Raw genomic sequence first — 470 nt, forward strand, 5'->3', positions numbered from 1 at the left:
TCGGATCGCGACGAGGATATCGTGTTGCGCGAATTCGCAGTGCTGCCGGGTTCCACGATCGTCGGGCAGTCCGCGACCGACCTGCGGCTGCGGACGCGCTACGGACTCAATCTTCTGGCCGTCTCACGCGAAGGGCATCCCCCGCGGACGCGGCTGCGGACACTGAAGCTGAAGCCTGGCGATCTGCTGATGTTGCAGGGGCCGGCCGAAATCATGGCCGATTTCATGAACGAGACCGGCTGCGCGCCTTTGGGAGAGCGCGAATTGCATCTTCCCAACGCGCGAATGGCGATCATCGCCAGCGCGCTCTTGCTTGGCTCTATCGGTGTGGCCACCTTCGGCCTGCTGCCGGCATCCGTGGCCTTTACGTTGGGGGTTCTGGGTTCGATGCTGCTGCGAACCGTGCCGCCCGGGCAGGTCTACAAAGCCATCGACTGGCCAGTCATCGTCCTGCTGGGATCGCTTATCCC

Annotated in this window: 1 protein-coding gene; it reads left to right on the top strand. The window is 63.8% G+C overall.

What is annotated here, in order from left to right:
- Window positions 1–21: 21 nt before the first annotated feature.
- Window positions 22–470: TrkA C-terminal domain-containing protein (locus BMI87_RS21870; protein WP_305798463.1), on the top strand; the 449-nt coding region annotated here is incomplete at its 3' end.

The sequence above is a fragment of the Thioclava sp. F28-4 genome (assembly GCF_002020045.1).
GTDB classification, from domain to species: Bacteria; Pseudomonadota; Alphaproteobacteria; order Rhodobacterales; family Rhodobacteraceae; genus Thioclava; species Thioclava sediminum.